This is a genomic window from Halomonas sp. GT, assembly GCF_002082565.1.
In the GTDB taxonomy this organism is placed as follows: Bacteria; Pseudomonadota; Gammaproteobacteria; order Pseudomonadales; family Halomonadaceae; genus Vreelandella.
Window position 1 is genome coordinate 2398131 of record NZ_CP020562.1, and the last position, 24285, is coordinate 2422415.

General features: G+C 52.1%; 22 protein-coding genes. 5 read left to right on the plus strand and 17 right to left on the minus strand.

Annotated elements, in window-relative coordinates; genetic code table 11:
* The 4 genes from fabD to B6A39_RS11255 all read right to left on the minus strand — a co-directional run bounded on the left by fabD (nt 1) and on the right by B6A39_RS11255 (nt 2926).
* Entirely contained in the window at nt 1-960 is a 960-nt protein-coding gene (gene fabD, locus B6A39_RS11240; protein ID WP_083005612.1) for an ACP S-malonyltransferase, read from the minus strand.
* A gap of 148 nt (nt 961-1108) precedes the next feature.
* The gene (gene plsX / locus B6A39_RS11245; RefSeq protein ID WP_083005615.1) at nt 1109-2128 is read right to left on the minus strand and encodes a phosphate acyltransferase PlsX; all 1020 of its coding nucleotides are present in this window, start codon (nt 2126-2128) and stop codon (nt 1109-1111) included.
* Between the two features lie 42 nt (nt 2129-2170).
* Nucleotides 2171-2341, minus strand: coding sequence for a 50S ribosomal protein L32 (gene rpmF, locus B6A39_RS11250; RefSeq protein WP_009099300.1), 171 nt, complete (start codon nt 2339-2341; stop codon nt 2171-2173).
* A 36-nt stretch (nt 2342-2377) separates the two neighbouring features.
* Nucleotides 2378-2926, minus strand: coding sequence for a YceD family protein (locus tag B6A39_RS11255; protein ID WP_083005618.1), 549 nt, complete (start codon nt 2924-2926; stop codon nt 2378-2380).
* A gap of 162 nt (nt 2927-3088) precedes the next feature.
* Between B6A39_RS11255 and B6A39_RS11260 the strand changes: the two genes are divergently transcribed.
* Nucleotides 3089-3691, plus strand: a complete 603-nt coding sequence (locus B6A39_RS11260; protein WP_083005622.1) for a Maf family protein — start codon at nt 3089-3091, stop codon at nt 3689-3691.
* A gap of 34 nt (nt 3692-3725) precedes the next feature.
* On the opposite strand, the gene sppA is transcribed toward B6A39_RS11260, so the two are convergent.
* The 3 genes from sppA to B6A39_RS11275 are packed head-to-tail and all read right to left on the minus strand — an operon-like array spanning nt 3726 to nt 6518.
* The gene (sppA, locus tag B6A39_RS11265; protein WP_083005625.1) at nt 3726-4856 is read right to left on the minus strand and encodes a signal peptide peptidase SppA; all 1131 of its coding nucleotides are present in this window, start codon (nt 4854-4856) and stop codon (nt 3726-3728) included.
* Nucleotides 4857-4916: 60 nt separating this feature from the next.
* Nucleotides 4917-5567, minus strand: a complete 651-nt coding sequence (locus B6A39_RS11270) for an HAD-IA family hydrolase (protein ID WP_083005629.1) — start codon at nt 5565-5567, stop codon at nt 4917-4919.
* A 9-nt stretch (nt 5568-5576) separates the two neighbouring features.
* The gene (locus B6A39_RS11275; RefSeq protein WP_083005632.1) at nt 5577-6518 is read right to left on the minus strand and encodes an RluA family pseudouridine synthase; all 942 of its coding nucleotides are present in this window, start codon (nt 6516-6518) and stop codon (nt 5577-5579) included.
* Nucleotides 6519-7219: 701 nt separating this feature from the next.
* Here B6A39_RS11275 and rne point away from each other — a divergent pair.
* Entirely contained in the window at nt 7220-10654 is a 3435-nt protein-coding gene (gene rne / locus B6A39_RS11280) for a ribonuclease E (RefSeq protein WP_083005635.1), read from the plus strand.
* 50 nt (nt 10655-10704) lie between these two features.
* Here rne and murB read toward each other — a convergent pair whose 3' ends face one another.
* From murB to B6A39_RS11315, 7 genes are read right to left on the minus strand one after another with little or no spacing between them, the layout of a single operon-like run.
* On the minus strand, nt 10705-11760 hold the full coding sequence (gene murB, locus B6A39_RS11285) for a UDP-N-acetylmuramate dehydrogenase (protein ID WP_083005638.1): 1056 nt from the start codon (nt 11758-11760) through the stop codon (nt 10705-10707).
* The gene (locus tag B6A39_RS11290; protein ID WP_083005642.1) at nt 11747-12232 is read right to left on the minus strand and encodes a low molecular weight protein-tyrosine-phosphatase; all 486 of its coding nucleotides are present in this window, start codon (nt 12230-12232) and stop codon (nt 11747-11749) included. The genes murB and B6A39_RS11290 overlap by 14 nt, the downstream gene beginning before the upstream one ends.
* Complete coding sequence (kdsB, locus tag B6A39_RS11295; protein ID WP_083005645.1) at nt 12229-13020, minus strand: 3-deoxy-manno-octulosonate cytidylyltransferase; 792 nt, start codon at nt 13018-13020, stop codon at nt 12229-12231. Before kdsB ends, B6A39_RS11290 begins: the two co-directional genes overlap by 4 nt.
* On the minus strand, nt 13020-13229 hold the full coding sequence (locus tag B6A39_RS11300) for a Trm112 family protein (protein WP_083005649.1): 210 nt from the start codon (nt 13227-13229) through the stop codon (nt 13020-13022). The genes kdsB and B6A39_RS11300 overlap by 1 nt, the downstream gene beginning before the upstream one ends.
* Entirely contained in the window at nt 13222-14238 is a 1017-nt protein-coding gene (gene lpxK, locus B6A39_RS11305; protein WP_083005652.1) for a tetraacyldisaccharide 4'-kinase, read from the minus strand. The genes B6A39_RS11300 and lpxK overlap by 8 nt, the downstream gene beginning before the upstream one ends.
* Entirely contained in the window at nt 14235-15971 is a 1737-nt protein-coding gene (msbA, locus tag B6A39_RS11310) for a lipid A export permease/ATP-binding protein MsbA (protein ID WP_083005655.1), read from the minus strand. The genes lpxK and msbA overlap by 4 nt, the downstream gene beginning before the upstream one ends.
* A 56-nt stretch (nt 15972-16027) precedes the next feature.
* On the minus strand, nt 16028-18295 hold the full coding sequence (locus B6A39_RS11315) for a DNA internalization-related competence protein ComEC/Rec2 (protein WP_083005659.1): 2268 nt from the start codon (nt 18293-18295) through the stop codon (nt 16028-16030).
* Between the two features lie 96 nt (nt 18296-18391).
* Here B6A39_RS11315 and B6A39_RS11320 point away from each other — a divergent pair, with 96 nt between their 5' ends.
* Nucleotides 18392-18943: a DUF2062 domain-containing protein gene (locus B6A39_RS11320; protein WP_083005663.1), complete on the plus strand. Its 552-nt coding sequence runs from the start codon at nt 18392-18394 to the stop codon at nt 18941-18943.
* A 9-nt stretch (nt 18944-18952) separates the two neighbouring features.
* Here B6A39_RS11320 and B6A39_RS11325 read toward each other — a convergent pair whose 3' ends face one another.
* Entirely contained in the window at nt 18953-19663 is a 711-nt protein-coding gene (locus B6A39_RS11325; RefSeq protein ID WP_083005667.1) for an ABC transporter ATP-binding protein, read from the minus strand.
* A 10-nt stretch (nt 19664-19673) separates the two neighbouring features.
* Nucleotides 19674-20915 (minus strand): lipoprotein-releasing ABC transporter permease subunit, encoded by a 1242-nt coding sequence (locus B6A39_RS11330; protein WP_083005671.1) that lies wholly within the window; start codon nt 20913-20915, stop codon nt 19674-19676.
* A gap of 229 nt (nt 20916-21144) precedes the next feature.
* Between B6A39_RS11330 and B6A39_RS11335 the strand changes: the two genes are divergently transcribed.
* Entirely contained in the window at nt 21145-22215 is a 1071-nt protein-coding gene (locus B6A39_RS11335; RefSeq protein WP_083005675.1) for an agmatine deiminase family protein, read from the plus strand.
* A 9-nt stretch (nt 22216-22224) separates the two neighbouring features.
* Entirely contained in the window at nt 22225-23127 is a 903-nt protein-coding gene (locus B6A39_RS11340) for a carbon-nitrogen hydrolase (protein WP_083005678.1), read from the plus strand.
* A 119-nt stretch (nt 23128-23246) separates the two neighbouring features.
* Here B6A39_RS11340 and B6A39_RS11345 read toward each other — a convergent pair whose 3' ends face one another.
* Nucleotides 23247-24194, minus strand: coding sequence for a Nudix family hydrolase (locus tag B6A39_RS11345; RefSeq protein ID WP_083005681.1), 948 nt, complete (start codon nt 24192-24194; stop codon nt 23247-23249).
* Nucleotides 24195-24285: the final 91 nt, after the last annotated feature.

Sequence of the window (24285 nt, forward strand, 5' to 3'; positions counted from 1 at the left end):
TCACGCACCACCCGCCGACGCCTCACGTGCTAACTCAAGGGCTGAATCCAAGCTATCAGGATCATTTACCGCCAACCCTTTGGCACTACGTATAATGCGCTTGTTTAACCCGGTGAGCACTTTGCCAGGCCCGCATTCAATGAACACATTAGCACCTTGCTCGACCATCGCTTCAACGCAAGATGACCAGCGAACAGGCTGATACAACTGCTCGATTAGGCGCGTACGCAATGTCTCAATATCAGCATGAGCTTGCGCATCGACGTTTTGAATAACCGCATAACGAGGTACGCGCAGCTCAATCTCTTGCATAGCCTCAGCAAGTCGCTCAGCGGCTGGCCGCATCAAGGCACAGTGGGAAGGCACTGAAACCGGTAGCGAAAGCGCTCGCTTAGCTCCGGCTTCTTGACAAGCCGCGATGGCACGCTCAACAGCATTTTTGCTGCCTGCGATAACAACCTGGCCAGGCGAGTTGTAGTTAACGGCAGACACTACCTCATCTTCAGCCGCTTGGGCACATGCCGCCTCAACGGCGCCATCATCAAGCCCAAGGATCGCCGCCATGCCGCCCTCTCCAGCAGGCACAGCGTCTTGCATGGCTTCACCACGCAGGCGAACAAGGCGCACACCTTCAGCGAACCCTATCACTCCAGCGCAAACCATAGCACTATATTCACCGAGGCTATGGCCTGCCATAACGCTTGGGCGAGGCCCTTCTAACTCTTGCCAGATACGCCAAATAGCTACGCTGGAGGCAAGTAGTGCCGGCTGAGTGCATGCCGTCGCATTCAACGCTTCTTCTGGACCTTCCTGGACGACTTTCCACAAATCGTAGCCCAGAGCGTCTGACGCTTCCTCAAATGTAGTTCCCACCACACTGTAGCGCTCGGCTAGCTCTCGCAGCATTCCAAGCTGCTGAGAGCCTTGCCCGGGAAAAATGAGGGCAAGGGGTTGAGACATGTCGTTCACCTTTGCTCTTGTAGGCATTTGCTCAGTTGAGCGATAAGCGTGCTATTGGCGCCGTTGCTAAACGATTTTCGGTAGATTCTGCTACCACCAATAACCCGCAAAAAATATAACGTCTTATTATCTACTGCGTTGATAGCGCTCAAGAACGCGACCAGCGTGCTGCAATTCGTACAGGCAAATCATGCTCCACTTCTTGCAATGCACGCTGAATAGCATAATAAAAACCATCCGCTTGGGTGCTGCCATGGCTTTTCACCACAATACCCTGCAACCCCAAGAGACTGGCCCCATTATAGCGCACAGGATCTAGCTCCCGTTTAAGCCTCTTCAGTACAGGCCTGGCCAGTATACTTGCCAAACGTCCACTCAGGCGTGATTCAAACGCCATCTGCACACGCTCCACCAACATACGAGTCAACCCTTCACTGGCTTTCAACGTGACATTACCGACAAAGCCATCACATACCACAACGTCAAGGTCACCCTGAAAAATATCCCCACCCTCAGCATAACCAAGGTAATCAAAGCTTAAATCGCTGGCACTTTGACGCAGCAAACGATCGGCTTCGCGCACATTAGCACTACCTTTCGTGGCTTCAGAACCCACATTCAACAAGGCAACACGAGGCCGCTTAATGCGATCCATACACTGAGCCATGGCGGCACCCATCATGGCAAAATCAAACAGTCTGGATGCAGGCGAATCTACATTTGCCCCCAAATCAAGCAAATAACAGCGTCGCCCTCCACGCGCGGGGATTGCGGTACTTATTGCAGGCCTTGAGATACCAGACAACATACCAAGTTCACGCCTAGCTAAAGCGACCAAAGCACCGGTATTTCCGGCACTCACTCCCGCCGCCGCTTCACCGGAAGACAGGCTGCGCAGCATACACGCCATACTGGTAGCACCTCCGCGGCGCATTGCCCAGGCAGCAGTTGCCGCTTGAGAGACGCTTTCTGGAGCATCGGCTGCCACCAAACGTGACGTTGCCGCAGCCAAAGGCTGCGGCAAACGCGAAAGTTCAGCATCAATCTGCTGACGCGGACCAAACAGAGTTAATACTAGGCCTGGGCGTTCAATAACCGCCCTTGCGGAGCCTTCGATAATGGCACGGGGGCCTTGGTCACCCCCCATTACATCAATCGCTAGGCGCACACAGCACCCACCCTATTTTGCCGCTCATATAAGCGCTAAGGCTTAAACTTCGACCACTTTACGTCCGCGGTAGAAACCGTCGGGAGAAACGTGGTGACGCAGGTGAGTAGTGCCGGTTTCTTTGTCCTGAGACAGAGTCGGTGCGCTCAGCGCATCGTGGCTACGACGCATACCGCGCTTGGAACGAGTTTTACGGTTCTGTTGAACTGCCATGGGTGTTTACTCCAAGGTAATTAAGGTAAGTGATGCTTACTTTTTGCCTTTCAAAGCGCCACTGCTTTTCAAAGCATTAAGCACTGCGAAAGGGTTCTTGGCCGGAGCGGAGTCTTCCGCCGTGCCTTCGGTCTTGCTGACCAGCTGCTCCGCCGAGACATGGCATTCGGTCTCATCGTGATAGACCACCTGCGGCAAGCTAAGGATAAGCTCATCCTCTATTACCGTCAGCAAGTCCAGCTGTTCATTTTCCACCAGCACCGGCTCATGACTAGCAGGTAGCTCGGCAGCCAAAGCTTCGTTCGCAATCATTCCTAATAAGAAATCACTGGAAACGTCTTGGCTTAGCGGCACTAGACAACGGCGACAAGGCAACGCCAGGGTCGCTTGCAAATGGCCACGAATTTCGCGACGGCCTTGGGCATCAACACCAAACTCGAGTACGACATGACAGTCGCCGGTTTGGTCACCTGCTTCTTCAGCTAGGCGCGGCAGCTTGTTCAGCGCCACAATGCCTTCTAGTCGTTCGCGGCGGGCTGCAAGCTTATAAGGCTCAACCCGGCTGGGGATTTGTGAGGTCAACATAGGCGCGCAATGATAGGCACTCGCCCCCCCGCTGTCAAAGCTGTCGGTGCAATTCTTATGAGATTAACTCCTAAAACTACGTAAATAGGCAGGCCGCCAAGGTTTCGTTACACTCATTTGAACGGTGATTACCGCCTAACCAGGCCCATTAAGGAGAATGCTGTGCCTCAAACGAATGACGCGACACTCGTCCTCGCATCTAGCTCTCGCTTCCGCCAAGCACTACTGGACAGGCTATTACTGCCCTATCAGTGCTGCTCTCCGGACATCGATGAAACGCCCCACCCCAATGAAGCGCCAAACGCCCTAGTACATCGTTTGGCGCTCAGCAAAGCCAATGCCGTTGCTGAGCGCTTCCCCAACCACTGTATTATTGGCTCTGATCAAATAGCCCTGTTTGAGGGTGACATTCTCGGCAAACCTCACACAGAAGAGCGCGCTCGGGAGAATCTGGCGCGCTTTTCTGGCCAAAAAGTGACTTTTTTGACGGGCTTAGCATTAGTTGATACCCGTCACCAACGGCATCACGTCCATATCGAGCCGTTTGAGGTGTTTTTTCGCTCACTGAGCGAACACGAAATAGCACGGTATGTTGCCCTTGAGCAGCCTTTAGACAGCGCTGGCAGCTTCCGCATGGAAGGACTGGGGATTAGCTTGTTTGAAAAACTCGAAGGCCGAGACCCAAACGCACTCATTGGGCTTCCACTCATCGCACTATGCAACATGCTTCGCCAAGCAGGCATGAACCCACTCGGCGACGCCTAGCGCATGGCGCGTTTCACATGCGATGCACTCACACTTACTGAGCCTGAAAGCGCAGAGGAGCATGCGCATGCTGCAGCCCTAGCACCTCAGCAGCTGTTTGAGTAAAGCGGCGCGTCAAACGCTCAAAGGGATCTAAGCTAGGCGTATAGTTCTCCCACTCAGCATCGCCTACCTGCTCCCGAGCCACTTGCTCAAGACTGGCTAGCCCGTCTATTAAACCTAGCTCTAACGCTTGCTCACCGCTCCAGATAAGCCCTGAGAAAACTTCAGGGCTGTTGCTCAAACGATCACCACGCCCCGCCTTCACATCGTCTATAAACTGCTCATGGGTTTGAGTCAGAACGCCCTGCCAGAAATCAGCAACGTTTTCATCAAGGGGCTGAAAAGGATCCAAAAAGGCCTTGTTTTCTCCGGCAGTCATTACGCGACGCTCTATGCCAATTTGGTTTATTGCTTCTTGGAAGCCAAAGCCAGAATAAATAACACCAATAGAGCCAACTAAGCTTGCACGGGACGCCACGATGCTATCGGCAGCTGATGCAATGTAATAAGCGCCGCTCGCACCAATATCCTCTATCACGGCAATAATAGGCTTATCACCCTGATCACGCAGGCGCATAATTTCGGCATAAATACGCTGCGATTGCACAGGACTTCCACCCGGACTATCAATGTGCAAGACAACCGCAGCGGCGCTACCCGATGACCATGCGCGATTCAAGCCTTTAATGATGCGCTCAGCATTTGCTGGCGCATCACTGGTAATAACACCATGCACTTCCACCAGCGCTATGTGGCTCTGAGTGGGCAATGAGGCCGTTGGTTCAGCAAGAAACACGCGGTACAGCATTGTTGTTAACGATATCAATACAATCGCTAGCAACATCAAACGAAAGAACAACTTCCAGCGCCGGGTTCTGCGCTGCTCCGTTAAAACACCGCCAACCCATCGGTCCATCATTTCCAACTGCGCTAACCGCTGGCGTTCGCGCAGTGTTTCGGCATCATCACTCTCTGCCCCCGGGAGCGGTTGCTTTTTGGTCTGCTGGACAACCTCCGGCCCATCGGTCCAACGGTCACCGCTCTCCTGGCCAGGGAAATCATCACCTGCCTGAGCGCCTCTACCGTTATTACCACTACCATCGCGCTGCTGCTCATCACTCATAAACGATTCCTAGTGTTCGCTTGATCGTACAACCACTATCTACAGTGACTGTTAACGCCGCTAACCGTTAAGCCAGTCGAACAGGCTATCTACATCATCCGCCAGCCATACAGGCTGACTGGCTGCTAACCGAGCGGGAGCATGCACACCGTAAGTAACGCCCACACGATCCATATTAATAGACCTTGCCATTTCAAGGTCATACTCGGTATCACCCACCATCACAGCGCGTTCAACGGGCACTCTTAGCTCTTCAAGCAGTTCAAGGAGCATCTGAGGATGAGGCTTAGAACGCGTCTCATCTGCTGTTCGGCTGGCATTAAACCAACCGCCAGACTTTGTTTCGGAAAAAACCCGATCCAGACCACGACGGCTCTTCCCCGTCGCTACTGCTAGACGCTGAGAAGGACGTTCACGCAGACGAGCAACCTGCTCTTTCACGCCTTCAAAAAAAGGCATTGGTGTCGAATCACCATGAACGAAATGGTAGGCATAGCGTTGACGCAAGCGCTCGGCCTGAACCGCTCCAATACCAGGACATAACGTCGCTATCGCCTCCGGCAGGCCCAAGCCAATAATATTCTCAATAGCACTGACGTCTAACTCATCCCACTCGGCATCAGAAGCAGCTGCCTGCATGCAGGCAACAATTTTCGGCACAGAGTTCATCAATGTGCCATCCCAATCAAAGATAATTAGCTCATAGCGCATTTCGCTTCCTTATTTCCGAGCGCGTTTTAACGTTTCTTCCAATGCCTCAGGCAGCGGCGCTTTCACCGTAACGGGTCGGCCATTGCCAGGCTCAGGAAACGTTAATGCACGGGCATGAAGAAATAGACGCCCCAAACCAAGGCGCTGCGCCATATGATTACTTTCGCGGGTACCATATTTATCGTCGCCCAATAAGGCGTGCCCAGCATGAGCCGCATGGACACGAATCTGGTGGGTGCGACCTGTCACAGGCTCCGCCTCTATCAGCGTGACCTTTTCAAAGGTTTCCACTACCGAAAAGTGAGTCCGTGAAACCTTGCCATTTGGATCGACTCGCACTCGCCTCTCACCGTTACCCGCATCAAAGCGATCTAAGCGTGCACTCACATAGGTCTTCCGAGCAGGCCAACGACCACTCACTAACGCTAAGTAGCGTTTGTCCATTGCATGTTTTTTCAGCGATTCGTTGAGTGTGACTAGCGCATCGCGAGATTTTGCCAACAGTAAACAACCCGATGTATCACGATCCAATCGGTGGACAAGCTCTAAAAAAGTAAGGTCATCGCGCACTTGTCGAAGCGCTTCAATTAGGCCAATTTTTACGCCACTTCCGCCATGGACTGCCAGTCCGGATGGTTTGTTAATCACCATCCAATCAGGCCCTTCCATAATGACGCTGCCAATCAACAAATCACGTAAGTTATCACTCACCTCTTTTACCGCTTCTCTCGGTGCTAATCGCAGCGGCGGCACTCGCACTAAATCACCCGCTTGAAGCCGATAATCCACTTTGACGCGTTTTTTATTAACCCTTACTTCGCCTTTACGCACAATGCGGTAAATCAATGCACGAGGAGCACCTTTTAAACGCGTCATCAGAAAATTGTCGATTCGCTGACCTGCTTGTTCCGGGGCGATATCCACCCACTGTACTTCCCGCCCTTCGGACATTAACGCTCACTCCTGGTGTGATCTAATAGCGACAGGCTAAAAACGGCATTCTAGCGTAGACCAATGCGCATTGCGTCAATTGCTGGTAGTTGTCTTTACTGTTATATTCCAAAACGTTCAGCGGCCAAGTGTGGCTTACCCGTAAACAGACACGTCGGAACGGGTCATTACCACTCTTGCCTAGCGCCTGCCCGACAAACACGCAGGCCAGAGCACAGGCAAAATGGTGTAGTGTACGCATTACCCAAAGGCCTAACGCATTGAAATAACGTACTGAAATAACGTACTGGATATACAGTTACTCTGTCGCATGCTTTTTGTCGGCAGATACACATTTGCTTCGCCCGCAATGGCAGGCAATTGAATAAACAAACGTCACGCCCCAAGCAGCCTATCCTGTTCGTCACAAGGTGCTGCTTGACTTGGGGCGCCAAGTTCAACGCTGTGCCGATGACCGGCGTTGACGAATCGATGAATGCCAGGTGTTGGCGGTGTCAGCAGAGCCGGATGGACGTGACAGCCACCGAAACATGTTCTGCCTCCGCCACGTACTCAACGCCCTTTCGGCCGGGTCGGCATGATTGCCTTCCCGGTTTAATGCGTCAGCATAGCAATGCGCCGAGCACAAGCACGCAGCACCCAGCGATTCGTCTACGCCACGCCTAGACGGCTCGTCGGCTCGCAATGCTATGTGAGACAACATGAAACGGATGCTGATTAACGCGACCCAGCCAGAAGAGCTACGGGTTGCGCTGGTAGACGGGCAACGCCTTTACGATTTAGACATCGAATCTGGCGCTCGAGAACAGAAGAAAGCCAATATTTACCGGGGTAAAATCACCCGCGTAGAACCTTCCCTTGAAGCCGCTTTTGTTGATTTTGGTGCCGAACGCCACGGCTTCCTGCCACTAAAAGAAATTTCCCGTGAATATTTTATCAAAGATGTTTCTGGTCGCCCCAGCATTAAAGAAGTGCTGAAAGAGGGCCAGGAAGTCATCGTCCAGGTTGATAAAGAAGAGCGTGGTAATAAAGGGGCAGCACTTACTACCTTTATTAGCTTAGCGGGACGTTTCCTTGTTCTGATGCCGAACAACCCCCGTGCAGGCGGCATTTCACGCCGCATTGAAGGTGATGACCGCAGCCAGTTGAAAGACGCCATGGGCCAACTGACAGTACCGGACAAAATGGGCCTGATCGTCCGCACCGCTGGTATCGGCCGTAGCCCAGAAGAGCTGCAGTGGGATCTGGATTACCTTGTCCAAGTATGGGAGTCCATCACCACTGAAGCAGGCAAACGTTCAGCTCCTTTCCTGATTTATCGCGAATCTAATGTCATTATTCGCGCCATGCGCGATTACCTACGCCAAGATATTGGCGAGGTGCTAATTGATAGCCCAGAGATTCATGCAGAAGCACTAGGCTTTATTCGTCAGGTAATGCCTTCTTACCAGCAGAAAATTAAACTTTACGCTGATGAAGTTCCTCTTTTCTCGCGCTTCCAAATTGAGTCGCAAATCGAAACTGCTTACCAGCGCGAAGTAAAACTCCCCTCTGGTGGCTCTATTGTTATCGATCACACCGAAGCGCTGGTTTCTATTGATATCAACTCTGCCCGGGCTACACGTGGCAGTGATATTGAAGAAACCGCACTGCAAACTAACTCTGAAGCAGCCGACGAGATTGCTCGACAGTTGCGCCTGCGTGATATCGGTGGCCTCGTCGTTATCGACTTTATCGATATGGGCCCTGCGCGAAATCAGCGTGAGGTTGAAAACCGCATGCGCGATGCCCTGAAGCTGGATCGTGCGCGCGTTCAGATTGGTCGAATTTCTCGCTTTGGCTTAATGGAAATGTCACGTCAGCGGCTGCGCCCCTCGCTAGGCGAAACCAGCGGCGTTGTTTGTCCACGCTGTAACGGCCAGGGCACTATTCGTGATGTTCGCTCGCTTTCACTCTCTATCATGCGCCTGATTGAAGAAGAAGCCATGAAAGAGCGCAGCGCACAAATCCGCGCCATTCTTCCAGTACCTGTCGCTACCTACTTATTAAATGAAAAGCGCAGCGTTCTGGCAGACATCGAATCACGCCAAGGCGTACGCGTAGTTCTCTTGCCGAATCCCGAAATGGATACGCCGCATTATGACGTTCAGCGACTTCGTGATGACCACCTAGACGACGATGAAAGCCTGACGCTATCCAGCTTCGAGCTTTCGACTGATACTGAAGTAGGTAAAGAACCCGACCCTAGCTTCACTCCGCCCGCCATGCGCGCTGAAGCAGCGGTGAAAAGCGTTGTACATAACGCACCTGCGCCCGCCTCTCTTCAGACTGAAGAAAAGGCAGAGAGAGCGGCAAAAACGGATAAGCCCGCAGCGACTACACCCGTTACTGAAGAACAACCCAGTGTAATTGGCCGCTTTATCAGAGGCTTCGCCAAACTGCTAGGCGGTGAAGATACCAGCACGAGCCAGCCTGAACCGGAAGCTCCTGTTGCCCGCAAGCAGCCTGAAAGAACGAGCAAAAATCGCTCACAGCGCAGCGAAAGCAAGCCAAAGCCTGCCCGTGAACGTAGCGAAAGCGCCAGCAGAAACGAGCAGCGCAGTCAGCAGCAATCGAGCAATCAACAGCCGAGCAACCAGCAGCCTAGCCAACCGCGCAATGCTGATAATAACGACGATGCTAACGATAAACGTAGCGGTCCTAGCCGAACTCGCAATCGTCGACGCCACCCACAGCAAGACGATGCCAAGCTTCAGGACAATGACCAGAAGAGCAGTCGTCAAAAAGAGCAGCAGACAAACCCAACGGCTAAAGAGTCACCTAAAGATGAGGCGGCTAAATCTACTGCTCAGCCAGAAAATCGTCGCGATAAACCACGAGACGCCAAGCCGAAAAACGAAGCTAACCGTGAGCCCGCATCACAAACAGAAGACAAACAAGATGACGGCAAGCCGAAGCGCACGCGTAACAATCCGCGCAACCGCACGCGTAAACAGGCCGTTAATCCTCAAGCCGAAGCGGAACAGCTGAAACTTCAAGCCGCAGCGGCTGAAGCTCCTCCTGTTGAAGCGCCTACTGCTGAAGTGAACAGCAGTAACGCAACGCCTGACAGCCCCTCTTTACAAGATGAGGGCAACACAGCTGCTGCAACCAGCGTTGAAGTAGGCACTGTTGAAGTAGCCACTGTTGAAGTAGCCACTGAAGCGCCTAAACAAGCTGCTGAGGAATCAACAGTAGCTGATGGAACAACGGCTGAGCGCCCTGCCGAAAAGGCGGAGAAAGCACGCAAGGCTACGCGCCAGCGTCGCCAACCTCAGCTAGCGGAGGATAAAGCGGAATCTGAAGCTGGGGCGCATGTAGAGGAAAATGCTGAAGACAAACCCCAACAGCCAACTTATGACGCAACCGCAGCTCAACAAGCGCCCCAAGAGGCGACTAACGCTTCGTCTGAGGTCGTGAATGCTGAGTCTCCATCAGTTGTTGATGCAAATGCGGAAGTAGAGCCACAGGAAGCGCCTGCTTCAAACGTGAAGGAGTTTGATACCGCCCATAGCGAATCAATAAGCTCACGTGATGAAGAAACTGCAAAAGAGACTGACAAGCCTCCGCAGTCGGCGCCTCAAGAACCTGTGTTTCAAGAACACATGTCTCAAGAATCCGCGTCTCAAGAAGCTGTGCGTCAGGAACCGGCGTTGCCTCAAGAGACGGCACAAGAGACATCAGCCCCCGCAGGCACACATGCAGAAGAGCCGAAAGCTGCTGAAACGGTTGACGAAGACGCTAGCACTCAGACGCCATTGCAAAGCGTGGCAGAGAGCGCCGAACAGCCGGAAGCATCTTATTTAGACAGCGCCGCAGCGAGCAATACAACCGCTTCAGGCACAAGAGTTGCTTCAGAAACAGCGAATAACACCGCTGCTACTCAAGAAAGCGAAGAGCCGCAGCCTACATTGGCGACCAATGAAGAGGCTCAGTCACCACCAGAGACCACCGTTGAAACAGTGGCACCTGAAGAAGCAAAGCAAGTGAATGCTGCTTCCACTCAAGACGAGGCACCTAAGCCACGCCGCCGTCGTCGCGCTCATAACGATCCTCGTGAACTGCGCAAACAAGCACAGAACACGACTAATGAGTGATCGCTAGCACTCGACACTAGCACTAAAAACCCCGCTTAGCGGGGTTTTTTTTATGCTTGAACTATGCGTGGTTCAGGCTCTAACTCAACACCAAATTGGTCATAGACCTTGTGGGCAATATACTCTGCAAACTGCAGTAGCTCATACCGATCGCCACCGCCAAAATGTACAAGCACTAAGGCCTGCCGCTTGTGAACTCCGAAAGCCCCTTGCCGAACCCCTTTCAACCCGCACTGATCAATCAACCACCCCGCTGCCAGCTTGCTTTGTCCGTTAACCTGAGGAAAATATGGCATGCTGGGGTATGCCTGTAACAAGCGCGATAACTCATCGCTGCTAACCAGTGGGTTTTTAAAGAAGCTACCCGCGTTTGCGAGCACCTTAGGATCCGGTAGTTTTTCCTGGCGAATAGCACACACTGCTTGAGCCACCGCCAAACAACTCGTTGAAGCGGCTACTCGCGCAGCTAAATCTCCGTAGCCCAGTCTTGGCAGCGGCGTTTTTGATAGCCGAAGCGCCAGCTGAGTAATGACGACCTTATCCGCTAGCGATCGTTTGAAGATGCTATCTCGGTAACCAAATTGGCAGGCATCAGCGCTTAGCCAACGCACATTACCCGACGCCAACTCTACTACCTGCACCCCTTCTAAGACGTCTTTAAGCTCGACACCGTATGCACCAATATTTTGTACTGGCGCTGCGCCGCAATCACCTGGAATCAGCGCTAAGTTTTCAATGCCCCACAGGCCGCGAGCCGCTAGCTTCATTACTAACGAATGCCAATTAACGCCAGCCCCCACATGAGCAATAACAGACTCTCCGCTACTTTCTAGCCACCACTGCTGCATACCAGGCCGAATCGCAATGCCTTTCAGCTTGTCGGGAAGCAGCACATTACTGCCACCTCCCAAGAGCGTAATGTGCCACTGCTTATCAACGGCTTCACGCACTACATTCTGGAGGGCAACTAGCGTTTTAGGGGCAACGTAGCGTTCCGCCTGGCAAGGCAAGCGCAGCGTATTCGCAGAGGTTAAATCGACCGATTGGCAACGGCTAAGCAGATCACTAGCGCTTCTTTCAAACCCCGTGACTTCACAACCCGTCATTTCTCAGCCCGTCATTTCTCAGCTGGGCAATTAGCCCTGCAGAGGCCGCCTCAATTAAGTTCAAGACATGTTCAAAGCCCTCGTCTCCACCGTAATACGGGTCAGGCACTTCAGCATCAGACATATCGGCAAAATCTAGAAATAGCCCCACATGGGCACGACTATTGCTCGGCTGTAGCGCTTGCATCGCCTTGAGGTTGTCGCGATCCATCCCTAGCACATAGTCGAAGTCAAGAAAGTCATTAGCGCTTAACTGACGAGCGCGCAAATGACTAATATCGATACCACGCCTTGATGCGGCTTCTTGAGCGCGGGTGTCTGGTGCTTTTCCGACATGCCAGCTACCTACACCGCAAGAGTCAACGCTAATATGACGATTTAAGCCAGCCTCTTCAACAGCGTGCCAAAAGACACCTTCGGCCGTTGGCGAACGACAAATATTGCCCAAGCAGACAAACAGTACGCGCTTCATTCGCATTCACCTCCACTTTCACTCACCAGAAGCGCTCTCACTCTGGCTAAGTCTTCCGGCGTATCCACACCAGGAGGATTGATAGTGCTGGCCAGCGCAACTTGAATGGCATAGCCATGCTGTAGCGCTCGCAACTGTTCCAATTGCTCCAACTGCTCAAGACTCGACGGCGCCAACTCACGATAAGCGGCAAGAAAGCTGGCACGGTAGGCGTATATACCAATATGACGCAACCAAGCATCGGTGGCTAAAAGCGCAGGCTGTACTTTAAATTGCTCTCGATCCCAAGGAATGGGAGCACGAGAAAAGTACAAGGCACGCCCCTGTAAGGAGCGAACAACCTTGACGACGTTCGCATTAAATAATGTTTCAACATCAACAATGGGTTCAGCAAGCGTCGCAATGGCCGCTTCTGGATCTTCAGCTAAACGCATTGCCACTTGGTCAATTAAGACCGGGGGAATAAGCGGCTCATCGCCTTGCACATTCACCACTAACGTATCATCGCTTAGCCCGAGCTGCTCTGCTACCTCAGCCAGTCGGTCGGTACCAGAAGGATGGTCCGCACGTGTCATAACGACATCCGCACCGTATGGCAACATCGCATCACGGATGCGTAGATCATCAGTTGCAACCACAACACGACTTGCTTGGCTTTGACAAGCCCTGCGCCAGACATGGGCAACCATTGGCTCACCCGCTATATCCAGCAGTGGCTTACCCGGTAAGCGAGATGAGCCAAAACGCGCGGGAACAACAGCAATAAACTCGGTATCAGCGACTGACATTACACCTCTCCGGTACGACCTGGCGAGATAGGCAATTTTTCATCGGCATCCATCGTGCGTGCCTCTTCAGGAAGCATCACAGGGATGCCTTCTTGAATAGGATACGCCAAACCGTCGTAGTGGCAGCAAAGTTCTTGGGCTTCACGATTATACTTGAGCTTGCCATTGCAAAGCGGGCAAACCAGCATTGCCAGTAGTTCTTTATCCATCGGTGTATCCCTTTTCAGAAAGCGCTGACAATTTAGCTGCCAGCCAGTGTTCAAACTCTGGCGGAAGCACGGCTTCTACCTCTAGCACCCAGCTATCGGGTGGCGCTAACGCTTGGCACTTCACTGCGTCTTTGGCAGTCATTACAACGGGGCGCTGATGACTAAAACGGAAAGTCTGGTCATCAAAACGCTGATGATCTGCTAGTGGACGCATTTCGCCGTCCACCCCCAAACTGCGCAGCGTATTAAAAAAACGCTCAGGATGACCAATACCCGCCACGGCATTGACAGGTAGCGTAAATGGCAGAGGAGTGAGTGACACGCGTTGACCATCCTGAATTCGACGCCAGCTTAGCGGCGCTAGTTGCATCGCTATTCCTTCTATAGGCAGAGGGCGGCGCTGCTCACCATTAATAATCACAGCATCAACTTGAGCTAATCTACTAGGCGATTCTCTCAGCGGCCCCGCGGGCAAGCAGCGCCCATTCCCTAGCCCTCTCGCGCCATCAACAACGACCAATTCAATATCACGTCCTAACGCCAGATGCTGTAACCCATCATCACTAACAATAATGTCGCACCCTACATCAATCAGGGTTTGAACACCTCGTGCACGGCGCGGATCAGCCACTACCGGGCAGCCCGTTTGCTGTGCCAACATTAATGGCTCATCACCGCTTTGTGCAGGGTCGGTTGTTGCAGTTACCTTTAACGGGTAGTGCGATGCTTTACCACCGTAACCACGCGTAATAATACCTGGAGACCACCCTTCTTTCTTCAGCCATTTAACCAGCCATGCAACTAGCGGCGATTTACCAGTTCCACCAATGGTGATATTACCCACTACAATAACGGGCACGGTTGCCTTGGTAACTGGCTTTTTACCAGCGTGATAGTGAGAGCTACGACGCGCCATAAGATAACGGTATAAAAAACCCAGCGGATACAGCGGCGTTAGCCACTTGCTTCCGTGATAGGCCGCCTTGAGCCAGCGTTGCTCCAGACTCATTCATTCTCCTGAAACTGAAGCTGATGCAGCGCCGCGTAGGCCCCCCCCGCTTCTAACAACGCGTGGTGAGTACCTTCTTCAATAATGCGCCCTTGATCCATCACCAAAATTCGGTCGGCCCGCTCAATCGTGGATAGACGGTGGGCAATGACCAGCGTGGTACGCCCTTCACACACATGCTCCAACGCTTTTTGGATATAGCGCTCGGATTCGGTATCCAACGCTGATGTTGCTTCGTCCAAGATTAGAATTGGCGCATCTTTAAATATCGCCCGGGCGATTGCCAGACGCTGACGTTGCCCACCGGAGAGCATTACACCATTTTCACCCACTACCGTGTCATATCCCTGGGGCAGCTTCTCAATAAACTCACTTGCGTAAGCCGCCTGGGCGGCCGCTTCAATAGAGGCTGGATCTGGATTGCTAACGCCATAGCCAATGTTATCTGCGATGGTTGCATTGAATAGCGTGACTTGTTGCGATACCAACGCAATATGCTGACGCAAAGGGCCCAATGCATAGTCATCGGCATTTACCCCATCTATCAAAATACGCCCTTCACTAGGACGATAAAAACGCGGCAGCAGGCTGACTAATGTTGATTTACCGCTACCAGAGCGCCCAACAATCGCGACTAACTCACCAGGGGCAACACTAATATTAATGTCGTGCAATACATTAGGTTGATCATCAGCATAGCGGAAACTGACGTTATCAATCACCACGCTACCTGTTAACTGACGAGGGATGCTCTTACCTTCATCTTGCTCAGGGGTCAGGTCAAGCAAGCCAAAAAGCTCAGAAGCCGCCGCAATGCCTTTCTGAATCTCGCTATTCACTTCAGTGAGTTGTCGAACGGGCTTGATCATCAGCGCTGCTGCGGTAATAAAGGCGACAAACTCACCCGGCGTCATGTCAGCCATAAACGCTGGAGCCATGGCAAGCCAAACCAAAATTGCCATGGAAATTGCTACCAGCATCAAAATCACTGGCGAGCTCACGGCACGCGTCATCGCCTCTTTCATGCTTTGGCGACGATTTTCTTCGCTTACCCGCTCAAAGCGCTTTTTTTCGTACTCTTCAGCGCCATGCGTGCGCACGACACGATAACCAGAGAGCGCTTCAGAAGCGACGTGAGTGACATCTCCCATAGAATGCTGGATACGCTTAGAGATACGCCTGAAACGTTTACTGGCATAACTCACCACAACAGCAATCACGGGTGTTACGCCTAGAAATAGCAGCGTTAACATCCAGTTAGTCCACAACAGATAGCCGATCAGTCCGATAACGAACAGACCTTCACGCAGAATGATAGTGACGGCTTTCGTGGCAGCACCTGCAACCTGCTCTACGTGATACGTTACCCGAGATACCAAATGACCACTGGAATGATGATCGAAAAACCGCCCTGGTAAATGCAGTAAGTGCGCAAATACGTCACAGCGCAGCGTGTGAATCACATAACGTCCAACATAAGACATAAAGTAAGTGCTTAAAAATGTCCCTACCCCCCGTGAAGCAAACATAATCACCACAAATAGAGGGAGCAGTAACCGGAAGGTAGCATCGGGGTTTTGAATGCCATCAATAAGTTGCTTCATCATTTCAGCTAATGCCGTACTGGAGGCGGCATAAATGATAAAACCGACTATCGCTAACGCAAACGCACGCCAATGAGGTTTGACGTAAGTTAATAATCGCTTGTAGAGAACCCAACCTGAATCAGTCACACGCGCTCCTGGCTATAGTGTGCAATTGTCAGAATTCTACCTTATGGCGTCCCGCATCAACACCGCTTACGAACGCTCGGTTGTTTTCGCATGGGTATGATCTGAACAGGCTGAGTGGCGATTAGGCTAAATTCGAGAGCGCCATCATGGGCGGTACTCCATAAACAACTCTGCTGTTGACGAAAGCGGCGCACTACCGCGTCAGCCGGATGGTTAAAAGGATTATCTTTCCCAGCACTAAAAATGACATGTCGTGGACGGCTTACTTGAACGAACTGCGCACTCGAACTCGTGTTGCTGCCATGATGCCCAGCCACTAACACGCTAATCGGCGTAATAACATTCGCTAAGATTCTCCTTTCAATGTCCTTGCTCACGTCACCCGTGATCAGCAAACGTTGCTCACCGGTGCTTACCTGAAGTACACAGGAGCGATCATTTGAGGACAGTACATTATCCCCCTTTGGAGGCCATAGTATCTGGTAGTGAATGCCATCACGTCGCCACTGCTGTCCTTGAACACACTTTGTACTAGCAACAGGTAGAAGCTCTCCACGGGGTGCCCACCATTGCGCTACCTGATGGTCTTTTAAGAGCGCACTAACTCCACCGGCATGATCAGTATCGGCATGACTGACAATAACATGATCGAACGATTGGTTTGGAGGCCAAAGGGTTTGCAGCGGCATAAAACCACTGCGAAAGCGAGGCCCCGTGTCGTACAGCAATCGGTAGTTAACACTACGTAACTCAATTAATTGGCCTTGCCCAACGTCATAGACAATGACACGTAACTCGCCCTGGTTAAGCTGCTCGTTTGCTGACCACCATGGAAAGCTTAAAAGTAGTAATGTCGCACCAACACGTAGCCACCCCGGAACATTAGGGAGCCCCCAACATAGCGAGATTAATAACAGCGCACCTACTAGCGGGAACACCAGTATTGACGGTGGCTGCCAAAGCGGTGCCCACTGCACGGTAACGACTAGCAACTGATGAAAAATCTGCAGTGCCAGCTCAAAACACCACCATACAAAAAGCCCTATCCCAGGCAGTGGCGACAGCACCCATCCCAATAACGCACTAGGCACCATAACGGAGCTGACCCAAGGTACAGCAACAAGATTCACCAAAGGTGCCGCAGGGGCGACTCTCCCAAACGCCACCAGCACCGCTGCCGCCATTAGCGGTGCGATGAGGAGTTGAGAACGCAGTAATGCCCAACACCACCCCTTCAGCCCTTGTGGTCGGGGACGACCTTGCCAAATAATAATCAACCAACCTACCGCAATAAACGATAGCCAAAGACCGGGCCTCCAGAGTGCAAGCGGATCAACGACTAACACTATCCCAAGTGCAAGCCACCAAGCTTGCCAAGCGCCTGGTGCATGGCGTCCGCTAAGCACCCACAAGCCTAACAGCGTCATGATCATGGCTCGCATGGCAGGAGGCGCTAGTCCAGCTAACATGGCGTAACCCACCGCCGCCGCTCCTGCTAGCCACCAGGGCCAAATACGCAGACGCCAATTGGTAGGCGTCATCAGCCGGGCACTAAAACGAGCAAGCAGCAGCACAAATGAAGCGACAAGCCCAACATGCAATCCAGAGATAACCACTAAATGCGTCGTACCCGTTGCATTGAGCAAGGTCCAATCATCTTGGGTCAACTGCTCACTATCACCCAGCGTTAGCGCCGCAAGCCAGCGCCGAGTTCGTTCTTGTAATGGTTGGCTAGACAGCGTTTCTATTGCTTTCTGACGAAGTGTTTGCGTAGCCCCCGACAAGCGTTCAGGCGTAGGCTCTTGCCGCACATAGCCCGTTGCATGTATGCCTTCGCGCCATAACCACTGCTGAAAATTAAACGTATGCGGGTTAGCAAAGCCACTGGGAGGGCGTAGCCGCAGCGTCATCTGCCAGCGCTCTCCAACAAGGTAGCGCTGGTCACCATAGGCACTTACTCGTACGCTACGCAGTCCACTACAGCTGGGAAGTCCTTCAGGAGAGAGGCAAGAGTCAACTGCCAGACGCATGCGTGACGACCCCGCTTCCGTTTGCACATTGATTACTCGAGCCTGCAAGGTGACATCTTCACCACTGAGCCCAGGTGGCAAACGGTGCCCCCACTCTTGCTGTACGCCAACAAAAACCCAGCTAGAAATTAACAACCAAATCAATAAACTACGGCGAAAAACAACCCAAAAAAGCGCCACCACCAACACACTTGGCAAGAGAACCTGTAGATGCGCTTCAGGACCGCTTAACCACGCTGCTAGCGCACCCATCAATACAGCCAAGGCAGCAGGTAGTGCAGCACCTAATTGCATAGTCCCTCCTTGGAACTGGATCATTCATATCCGCGCCATAGCCGAAGCACGCTGCTATATGGATAATAGGATGCACCAATTAAATGAGTACCTGACATGCCGCGCCGTTTCCTGCAGCGCTACATGCCAAAACCCGACACATTAAGGCAACAGCGTTCACTACGCTTTATTGCGCCATTAATTGCAGACCCTGGGTTATGGCTTTTAACACGTCGAAGCGTTGCAAACGCATTCAGCGTGGGGCTTTTTTGCGCCATGCTGCCTATACCATTTCAGATGGTAGTGGCAGCACTAGGGGCAAGGTTTAGCCGTTGTAACTTGGCACTTTCAGTAGGGTTGGTGTGGATTACGAACCCACTCACCATGCCGGTTATTTTTTATTTTAATTATCGGATTGGTACGTTTCTGTTAGAAGCTCCAGTGAGAGAAGCGCCATCGCGCATATCAACACGCTGGATTGCAGAACAAATGCACGACATCATGCCACCGCTGATGCTTGGATCATTAATTTCAGCCGTACTTTTAGCCATTATTGCCAATATCGTCATACGGTTAATTTGGCGCTGGCATGTTTCCCATCATTGGAAACGCCGCCGCCTGAAGAGACGGCAGCGCCGGGCTCGTATTGAGTCAGAGTTCGACGACTAATCCCTCGAATTAATCGTTGCTCTGCTCTATTAACTGCCCACCATCCAGCTTCAACACACGATCCTGATGAGCAGCCAAGCTGACATCATGAGTCACAATAACAAACGCACAGGCGCTCTCTTTCGCCAATTCGTCCATAAGCGCTAATATGGTTCCTGCTGTGGTTTGGTCAAGGTTCCCGGTAGGCTCATCCATCAGCACAAGACTAGGGTCTGTCACTAACGCACGAGCAATGGCCACCCGCTGACGCTCACCACCCGAAAGCTCGCCAGGTTTATGATCAGCTCGCGCCTTCATGCCCACCCGTTCAAGCAACTGCATAGCGCGCTGCTCCGCTGCTTTTTTAGACTGACCGCGAATAATTAACGGAAGCGCGGCATTCTCTACCGCGGTGAACTCAGCTAGCAAGTGATGAAACTGATAGACAAAGCCGATATAGCGGTTCCGAAAACGACCTAGTGCCGCTTCGTTAAGACCAGCTAGCGGCTCGCCAGCAATCACTACGCTACCAGCACTGGGACGATCAAGTCCTCCCAGCAGGTTTAACAGTGTTGTTTTACCTGAGCCTGAGCTCCCCACAATGGCAACGCGCTCTCCAGCATGGACCTTAAGCTCGAGCTGATCTAATACGGTGAGATCCTGGGGGCCTTCGTTATAAACCCGTGTCAGGCTGTTACATTCCAGCATAACTGCTGCTGAGTGCTGTGTACTTGAGGTCATCGTTGCTTCCTTATTCATAACGCAGTACGTCGGCAGGCTGAACCCGAGCGGCCCGCCAAGCGGGATAAAGCGTCGAGAGGAAGGTCAGACCAAAGGCAGCGATGACAATATCTCGCACATCGCCCCACTGTAGCTGAGAGGGCAAGTCACTAATAAAGTAAACTCCAGCATCTAAGAACTGAATACCGAAAGTTGTTTCAAACCAACTGATCAAATCAGAGATAGTCAGTGCCAGGAGAACACCTGCAGCCACGCCAATCGCAATACCGATCAGACCGATGGTTAGCCCTTGCACGATAAAAATACCCATGATCGAACGTGGGGTGGCACCTATGGTACGTAAAATGGCGATATCCGCTCGCTTATCGGTCACGACCATCACTAGCGTAGATACTATATTAAATGCGGCAACGGCAATAATGACCGTCAGCAGCAACGCAATCATGCGCTTTTCCATCTGAATCGCTTGAAATAGACTCCCATGGGAAGCAGTCCAATCCGTGCCGCGGTAACCTGAGCCAAGCTCGTTAACAATCGCTTGAGTTTCACTACCAGCCACAAACAGGTCATCTAACTCTAGCCGTAAGCCACCCACCGCATCGCCCAAACGCGCTAACGTTTGCATATCTTCAATATTGGCATAGGCCAAATTAGCGTCTAAATCAGCGCCTACACTAAAAATACCGCTAACAGTAAATCGCTTTAGTCTTGGAAAAACTCCAGCGGGCGTAATCGATGCTTCTGGAACAAGTAGCGTGACTCGATCACCTACACCTACGCCCAAGCGACGTGCCAGCATAGATCCCAGCACTACGTTCCACTCGCCAGGCACCAGATCGGAAAGCTGACCTTGGCGCATATGCTCACCAATAATCGACACTTGACCTTCCCAGTCCGGATGAATGCCATTCACCATGGCGCCTTGGTTTCTACCACCCGCTGAAAACATACCCTGCTGTTCAACATACGGCGCTGCACCAATAACTCGCTCTCGTTCAACAAGCTGTTCTGCTAACGCTTGCCACTCAACTAACCCTTCTCGTGATTCAATTTTAGTATGAGGCACCATTCCCAAAATTCGAGTACGAAGCTCGTGATCAAAACCATTCATCACCGACAGCACAAGAATGAGCACTGCCACGCCAAGCATTAACCCCAGCATTGAAGTTAACGAAATAAACGAAATAAAGTGGTTCCGGCGTTTAGCGCGCACGTAGCGCAGCCCCACCAGAAAAGGCAAACGATCAAGCATGGCATCATTCCTTAGTAATAAGCGTCCATGGTACGGTTTTTTTAGCATGGGTGCATGTGCGAACGCTGCGTTAGAGTAACAAGTCTGCCTACCGTTCCCTTAAGCACGGTATCGCTTGCATGTTGGTAAACAAGCCCCTAAATTGCGCCCATTCCCCTTGTCTTTTAGAGGTCGCCTCTAGGGCAAGCATTTTTTCTATTATCATTTTCTTCGACTATTAAGAGCATCTGTGACGTTGGCTAACAAGACTTACCGTTTATTGCCTGAGTGGCACCCCCAAGACGGCTTGCAACTGACTTGGCCCCGTCCAGACGGCGACTGGGCATCGCTGTTATCACGTATTGAAGCAACGCTTGAGCGTATAGTGATTGCCACAACACGCTATCAGCGCGTGTTAATCAGCGTTCCTGATGACGCCACCCAGCGCCGCTTGGCTGCTACGTTTGGGGCCTATGGCATTTCCCAACAACAATTCATACTCATTGTCGCTCCCACTGATGACACTTGGGCCAGAGACCATGGGCCAATCACCGTGGTAGACGAAGCACAGCAGCCACTCATGTTGGATTACACGTTTACCGGCTGGGGTGGTAAATTTCCTGCCGAGCATGACAATCGCCTCACCCAATGGTTGGACGATGCAGGGGTCTGGAACTGCCCCATCACTCCGCGCAGCTTGGTGCTAGAAGGCGGCGCTATTGAAACCGACGGAGAAGGCACGCTGCTAACCACAGAAGCCTGCTTACTGAACCCAAACCGCAACCCGTCACTTTCGCGTACGGATATTGAAACCCAGTTAGCGGAAGATTTTGGCGTCGATCGAGTCCTATGGCTAGCAAGTGGGCATCTTGAAGGTGACGATACCGACAGTCATGTTGATACACTCGCACGCTTTTGCAACGCCTCTACCATTGCGTATGTCCGCTGCGACGACCCCACCGACTCTCACTATCCAGCGCTAAACGCAATGGAGCAAGAGCTCATGGCGTTTCGCCAGCGCAACGGTGAACCCTACCAATTAATTGCTTTGCCGTGGCCACAGGCCTGCTTTGATCCTGAAGACGGTCATCGCCTCCCGGCTACCTACGCGAATTTTTTAATTATCAATAATGCCGTACTGGTGCCTACGTATGGCGATCCAGCCGACCTAATCGCGCTGCAAGCGTTGAGTATTGCCTTTCCAGAACACACCCTGATTCCTATCGAGTGTAATAGCGTCATTCGCCAGCATGGCAGCCTCCACTGTTTAACCATGCAGCTACCGAAAGGCACCCTTGCCCCTGCGCTTAGTCAATCCTAAGGAGCCATCATGTCTAACAGCTTAACCGTCGGTGTTGTTCAACAGCCAGCGTGGCCAGATAAAGCACGTAGTCTTGCAGCCAGCGAAGCAGGCATACGCTCAGTTGCTAGCCAAGGCGCTCAATTAGTATTGCTGCAGGAGCTGCATGCCACGCACTACTTTTGCCAGTACGAAGACCCTGCACTGTTTGATTTGGCTGAACCACTAGACGGCCCTACTGGTCAGCACCTAGCTGAATTAGCTAAGGAGCTGAATATTGTGCTGGTGGGGTCGCTGTTTGAAAGGCGTGCGGCGGGGCTTTACCACAATACAGCCGTTGTTTATGACCGCGCAAAAGGACGTGTTGGGGAGTACCGTAAAATGCACATCCCGGATGATCCGGCCTTTTACGAAAAGTTTTACTTTACCCCTGGCGATTCTGACGACGGACGTGGCCAAGGCTTCACGCCCATTGACACCTCTGTTGGGCGGCTAGGTGTCTTAGTTTGCTGGGATCAATGGTACCCGGAAGCGGCACGTTTAATGGCACTAAGTGGTGCGGAGCTACTTCTCTACCCAACGGCCATCGGCTGGGATCCAAATGATGATGACGCTGAAAAAGCCCGCCAGAAAGATGCTTGGACAATTATACAGCGCTCCCATGGCGTCGCTAACGGGCTGCCCGTATTGGTCGCGAACAGAGTCGGCTTTGAGCCCGACCACTCTGGTGTTGGTAACGGCATTGCGTTTTGGGGAGGAAGTTTTGTATGCGGCCCGCAAGGAGAAATGCTAGCGCATGCAGGGGAAGAGACACAGCAACTAGTGGTCAATATTGATATGGCGCGTAGCGAGAACACCCGGCGTATTTGGCCTTATTTGCGCGACCGCCGCATTGATGCCTACGGTGATCTAACACGTCGCTATCGCGATTGATAACCAACTCGCTGGATAACTAACCTCGCCTGATAAAACATAAACTGACAAAAACATAGACGCCTGCTCTCATCGAGAGCAGGCGCAGCGTTCAAAAAACTAACCTGTAGCGATTGGTTTTATTTCCAAAAATCACGAATAGACGCAATTCCCTGAGCACCAACAGCGCGTGCATGGTTAGCATCAAAGCGGGTCATGCCACCCAGTGCAAACACCGGCATGCCAGCACGTTCAACTAGCTGCTGGAAGTCATGCCACCCCAATGGGGCTACCTCAGGATGAGACGGCGTAGTGCGCAACGGCGACAGCGTGACAAAATCACAACCTAAAACCGCAGCCTGAGAAAGCTGTGTTTGATCATGAGTCGACGCCGAGAGCCATTTATTTTCTGCAATTGGGCGTCGCTCAAGGTCCATTAACCGTGCGCTCGTTAAATGAATTCCGTCAGCATCAATAGCGTCAAGCAATGCTGGCTCGCCGTTCAACAACAACTTTGCATCATACTGACGACAAAGGCGCAGGGCGCGCTCAGCACGGGCAATGTATGCCGCTTCATCAAGATTTTTTGCCCGCAGCTGTACGAGCCTTACACCATCTTCACTGAGCGCTCGTTCCAATAAGCTATCGAAACGTTCTTCGTCAGCTTCCTCGCCAGTAATCAGATAGTCAGTGGGCAACATCACCGCACGCAAAATAGGCAAGTTAGCAGCAGGGAAAGGGTAATTTACTAACTCTTCCATGGGCACCCAGCGTACTGCCTGCCCCTCTCGGCCAAACGGCTCACCCGCAAACTCCTGCACTTGCCAAACATCCAGAAGGATATGCTTATCAGGATACTCATGATGAACGCGGATAAGTGGCCGGGCTCGTACAATCTCAACACCAAGCTCTTCATGAAGCTCGCGCTTGAGGCCTTCAAGCCCCGTTTCATAAGGCGCCAGCTTGCCACCAGGAAACTCCCATAGACCGCCTTGATCAACATTAGAGGGCCGACGCGCAATCAGAACCCGCTTTTGATCGGCGCTGATCATTGCAGCCGCCGCGACATGAACTCGTCGTTTTACCATTACACTCATTACGTCTTTACCCACTTTTTGCGCGCCGCCCTAAACAAAGACGGCGCTATCTCACTGCATTAGCACGTCACTGCAACTGTTT